Source organism: Shigella sp. FC1661, from assembly GCF_001712525.1.
In the GTDB taxonomy this organism is placed as follows: Bacteria; Pseudomonadota; Gammaproteobacteria; order Enterobacterales; family Enterobacteriaceae; genus Escherichia; species Escherichia coli.
On the sequence record NZ_MDGW01000164.1, the window covers coordinates 1 to 5,174 of the forward strand.

The 5,174-nt window shown below is 52.5% G+C and carries 6 protein-coding genes and 1 pseudogene; 3 read left to right on the forward strand and 4 right to left on the reverse strand.

The genetic code is table 11. The annotated features are described in order from the left end of the window. On the reverse strand, positions 1–138 hold a 138-nt coding region (locus BFF42_RS10835; RefSeq protein ID WP_001645659.1), incomplete at its 3' end, for an insA N-terminal domain protein. Between the two features lie 124 nt (positions 139–262). Continuing rightward, positions 263–1,158, reverse strand: a pseudogene (gene yhaJ / locus BFF42_RS10845) (DNA-binding transcriptional regulator YhaJ). 104 nt (positions 1,159–1,262) lie between these two features. Between yhaJ and BFF42_RS10850 the strand changes: the two are divergent. Next, positions 1,263–1,964, forward strand: a complete 702-nt coding sequence (locus tag BFF42_RS10850) for a pirin family protein (protein WP_000633577.1) — start codon at positions 1,263–1,265, stop codon at positions 1,962–1,964. A gap of 22 nt (positions 1,965–1,986) precedes the next feature. After that, a complete protein-coding gene (yhaL, locus tag BFF42_RS10855; protein WP_001295544.1) occupies positions 1,987–2,151 on the forward strand; it encodes a protein YhaL in 165 nt (54 codons plus the stop codon). Between the two features lie 132 nt (positions 2,152–2,283). On the opposite strand, the gene cyuA is transcribed toward yhaL, so the two are convergent. Together cyuA and BFF42_RS10865 are read right to left on the reverse strand one after the other, a co-directional pair. Then, positions 2,284–3,594, reverse strand: coding sequence for a cysteine desulfidase (gene cyuA / locus BFF42_RS10860; protein WP_000460524.1), 1,311 nt, complete (start codon positions 3,592–3,594; stop codon positions 2,284–2,286). A gap of 27 nt (positions 3,595–3,621) precedes the next feature. Continuing rightward, positions 3,622–4,953 (reverse strand): SLC5/6 family protein, encoded by a 1,332-nt coding sequence (locus BFF42_RS10865; protein ID WP_000401562.1) that lies wholly within the window; start codon positions 4,951–4,953, stop codon positions 3,622–3,624. A gap of 62 nt (positions 4,954–5,015) precedes the next feature. On the opposite strand from BFF42_RS10865, the gene BFF42_RS10870 reads away from it, so the two are divergent. Continuing rightward, the coding region (locus BFF42_RS10870; protein WP_032277379.1) for an IS1 family transposase at positions 5,016–5,174 on the forward strand (159 nt) is incomplete at its 3' end.

A 5,174-nucleotide genomic window follows, 5' to 3' on the forward strand; every position in this document is an offset into this window, starting at 1 on the left:
GGTGTAAGTGAACTGTAGTTGCCATGTTTTACGGCAATGAGAGCAGAGATAGCGCTGATGTCCGGCAGTGCTTTTGCCGTTACGCACCACGCCTTCAGTAGCGGAGCAGGAAGGACATCTGATGGAAATGGAAGCCACGCAAGCACCTTAAAATCACCATCATACACTAAATCAGTAAGTTGGCAGCATTACCTAAGTTTGGTTCAAATTAATCTTAGAATTGGGGCGATATTTCGCCCCTTTTTATTAACAATAATAAATATTATTTTCCGCTAAAAAGTTTGGGAATTTCCCGCAGACACCAGGATTTCGCTTCCCCCATACTGTCACGACGCCAGGCCATAATAATATCGATCTCGCTGGTCGATTCCGGGCTGACGACACGCAACCGCCCTTCCGCAATATCTTTTTCGACCATCGGATACGGCATCGTCGCCACGCCAAGCCCCGCCAGTAATGCCTGACGTTTATCTTCAATCGTGCTCACCGTTAAGCGCGGCTGTTTGTCCAGCAGCTGTACGGTCAACACCGGGCGCTCACGAGCGGTATCCGCTACCGCAATTCCACGATATTTCACGCGCGTCACTTCAGATAACGGTTCCGGCTCCTGATGAATCGGGTGATCAGGCGCGGCAACGTAGACGTTCATTAAGGTATAGAGCTTGCGCGAGTTGATCTCCGACGAGGAACGAAAATGCATATCCGGCGCGATAACGATATCCGCCCCCCCTGCTCCAGTCGTTCCCACGCCCCCGCCAGCACTTCGGTGATGATTGCCAGTTGGGTATTGGCTTTTGCCGCCAGTTTGTCGATTAACGGGAAAAAGGCAGGTGTCGGTACCAGCGCCTCGGTCACAATGGTGAGATGCGTTTCCCAACCGCGCGCGAGGGCTTCCGCATCGGTAGTCAGTTTATCTGCTGCTTCCAGCAAAACGCGCCCTCGCTCCAGCAACATCCTCCCGACATTGGTGAATTTGGTGCGATGGCCCGAGCGGTCAAACAGCACCACATCCAGCTCTTCTTCCAGTTTTTGCATGGTGTAGCTAAGTGCGGAAGGCACGCGTCCCAGCTCATCCGCCGCCGCCGCAAAACTGCCCCGGCGATCGATCGCATCCATAACCCGTAGTGCTTCCAGCGTTAATGCCCTTTCTTTGGCCATTTCGTTCTCATTCAGGAAATTTGAACATACCGGGCAGAATATCTGGCTAACAATGTAGCGTCCAGCCCCTTACCATAAAAGGAAGTAAAGAGAGGTCAAGAATTATGATTACTACCCGAACTGCCAGGCAGTGTGGACAAGCAGACTACGGATGGTTGCAGGCCCGGTATACTTTTTCCTTTGGACACTACTTCGACCCGAAATTGTTAGGCTATGCCTCCCTGCGTGTGCTTAACCAGGAAGTGCTGGCCCCAGGTGCCGCCTTTCAGCCGCGAACCTATCCCAAAGTCGATATTTTAAATGTGATTCTGGATGGAGAAGCAGAGTATCGCGACAGCGAAGGCAATCATGTTCAGGCCAGCGCCGGTGAGGCGTTGCTGCTCTCTACCCAGCCGGGTGTCAGCTACAGCGAACACAATCTCAGCAAAGACAAACCGTTAACACGAATGCAGCTTTGGCTGGACGCCTGCCCGCAGCGAGAGAATCCGCTGATTCAAAAACTGGCGCTTAATATGGGCAAGCAGCAATTAATCGCCTCGCCAGAGGGTACGATGGGAAGCCTGCAATTACGCCAGCAAGTGTGGCTGCACCATATCGTGCTCGACAAAGGCGAAAGTGCGAATTTCCAGTTGCATGGGCCACGCGCGTATTTGCAATCGATTCACGGGAAATTTCATGCGCTTACGCATCATGAAGAGAAAGCGGCGCTGACCTGCGGTGATGGGGCGTTTATTCGTGACGAGGCTAACATTACGCTGGTTGCCGATTCCCCACTGCGCGCTTTGCTGATAGATTTGCCTGTCTAGTTGTTTTTACAGGGAGATGATGATGAGTAAAAAATCGGCCAAAAAGCGCCAGCCAGTGAAGCCCGTGGTGGCGAAAGAACCTGCTCGCACCGCCAAAAATTTTGGCTATGAAGAGATGTTGAGCGAGCTGGAAGCCATCGTCGCGGATGCTGAAACGCGTTTAGCCGAGGATGAAGCTACCGCGTAAAGACAGGTTGCCGGATGCGGCGAAAACGCCTTATCCGGCCTACAAAATCCAACAACATTAACGAATTAAACAACCCGTAGGCCGGATAAGGTGCGCCAGCATCGCATCGGCACAATACTCAAAACCTGGCGTTTATCTGGCCTTGCTCGCCATAATCTCGATAATCTGCCGATCCGTTTGCTGCATCGAATGGCTTGCTAACGCACACAGGTTGGCAATCGACTGCTCAACATCATGCGCCACGATCCCTTCATTGCCGGTCACGGCGGTATCATCCAGCGCCATTAACACCGCTTTCCACGCAGCCGAAGCACTGGTCGAAACCTTCATCGCGCAGCTGTTCGACGCACCATCGCAAATCATGCCGCTGACATCGCCGATCATACTGCTGATCGCCATCGAGATAGTTTCATAACGCCCATCCACCAGCCATGCCATCCCGGCGGCGGCCCCCATTGCTGCGGTCGTTGCGGCACAAAGTGCAGACAAACGCGGTAACTGGTTATGGATGTAAATTGCGCTCAAATGAGAAAGCATCAGCGCACGCGCCAGTCGTTCATCATCCGCTCCGAAGTGTTCTGCTACAACCACCACAGACATTGTTGCGGTGATCCCCTGGTTACCCGAGCCGGAGTTACTCATAGCCGGAAGCGTAGCGCCGCCCATACGCGCATCGGATGCCGCGCTGGTACGAATCACAATGGATGAAGAGAGATCTTTCGCCAGCAAACCGCGCTCGCACTGTTTTTCCAGCGTCGCGCCAATATGCAGCCCCCACTTACCGCTCAAACCTTCCTGCGATAACGCACAATTTAGCTTCGCGGAATCGAGAATAAAGCGGATCGCCGCAAACGGGACTTCATTGACGAACTTCAGGATCTCAGCCAGCGTCGTTCTGGAAAGCACCGTCAGCGGAGACTCTTGCTCGCCCTCTGCCACACACGCCTGCTGGGTAAACACCACACTATTGTGCGTCTCAATATGCACAATGTTGGTATGCCCGCCGACGATGGTGACACACGCCCACTTCTCACCGTTCCAGACTTTGGCGCGTGAGAAGAGGATTTCATTGCAAGGTTCCTGGATCTTAACGGAGACTTTCCCCGCCGCCAGCAGTGCTTTGGCATCGGCAATTGCCTGCGCAGTTGCGTCTTTCAGCACTTCCAGCCCGGCGTTGGCATTTCCACCTAACGCCCCCAGCGCCGCCGCAATCGGCAGCCCCACCATTCCCGTGCCGGGAACGGTGACGCCCAGACCGTTCTTCATCAGATTTGGCGAAACCCAGGCTTCTACACGTTCAACCGGACCTTCCAGTTCTGCCGCAGCAACCGCCGCCGCCAGCGCCAGTGAAATCGGTTCAGTACATCCCAGCGCCGGTTTTACTTCCTCCTGAACGGCGAGGATGTAACGCTGCCATAACGGATTTAAAGTCGAATCAAACATATTAAAAACCTTAAAATTTCAGGTAAATCAAGAAAATGCCAGGAACGGAGAAACACAAAGCAACAAACCAGTGACGATAATCAGGTACAGAGACATCCCTTTGTATTTGTGCAATGCCGGTACTTTGTAAACCAGCCACGCCGGGATCAGGCACCCTACCATGCCGAAAATCGGGCTACAGATAGAGGTGAAGCTCAACACCGGTGCGTTCAGTACGATGGCGCTCCAGGCCAGCAAAATGGCGAAAATCATGATGCCGCGCTGAACAAGATTTTCGTTAATCTTCTCGGCAGGCATCTTGCGACGCAGGATGTTCATTACGATCCCTTGCGTTGCTTCGCGAAAGCCTAAATAGACGCCAAAGAATGCAGTCATGACAGCAAAGATATTGAGAATGACGCTGACCACTTTCACCCACGCTGCGCCGTCACCGCTAATAAACTGTGCGGCAATCGCCAGCGCGGAAATATTCTGCTCGTAGGCTTTTACCGCTTCGTCATGTCCCATCGCCAGCGTGAACGACACGGCGTAGAAAAAGACGGTGACAAATAAAATGCCAAACGCGATATTCATTGCCCGCAATGCTTTATGCCGCGCCACTTCAATTGATTTTTCCCGCGAGCGATAAGAGATCACCATCGGGCTTAACGTCTGGATAAACAGAATCGACGTCAGGGTAAACGGCAGCGTAATAATGGCGTTTTTCACCAGCAGCCCCAGCGGCGGTAGCGAACCGACGTTATACAGATGCCACATTCCCACCATCGACACGCCCAGCGCAGCGACTACCAGCAGCTTGGTCAGCACCATGCCGGTCGAAATTTTGAATAACAATTTCTCGCCGCGTGAAGAGATCGCCACCAGAATGCAAATCAGTACCAGACCATAAAAGGGACTGTCTGACAGCAACCCTTCCGTCACGCCGAAGGTATGCAGATAGGAAGCACTATCGTTGGTGATGGCGGTGGAATAGACGAACATCCAAATCACCAGCATTACGAAATAGAGCGCACCTAACAGGATGCCCCAGTTTTTACCTAAATAACCGCTAATGACACTCGGGTAATCTTTACATTCTGGTGATTCTGCCAGCGTATTAATAAACAACCGCTGAAACAGATACATTGCCGGGTAACCAATCACCGATGAGAGCAAAAATACCCACAATCCCATCAAACCGACCTGCACCGGGAGAAAAACAATCCCCGCGCCAATCGCCATCCCGATACTCATAATCACCCAGCCGGTGTCAGTTCTGTCGAATTTGATCGCTTCTCGCCACTCGCTCTCACTCATTCCAGCACGACCCGCCGGGGTCGAAGCGTCTGCAATGACGCCTTTATTCGATGCAATTTCCATAATTTCTGGTAATGCTGCCAACTTACTGATTTAGTGTATGATGGTGATTTTAAGGTGCTTGCGTGGCTTCCATTTCCATCAGATGTCCTTCCTGCTCCGCTACTGAAGGCGTGGTGCGTAACGGCAAAAGCACTGCCGGACATCAGCGCTATCTCTGCTCTCATTGCCGTAAAACATGGCAACTACAGTTCACTTACACCGCCTCTCAGCCCGGTACGCAC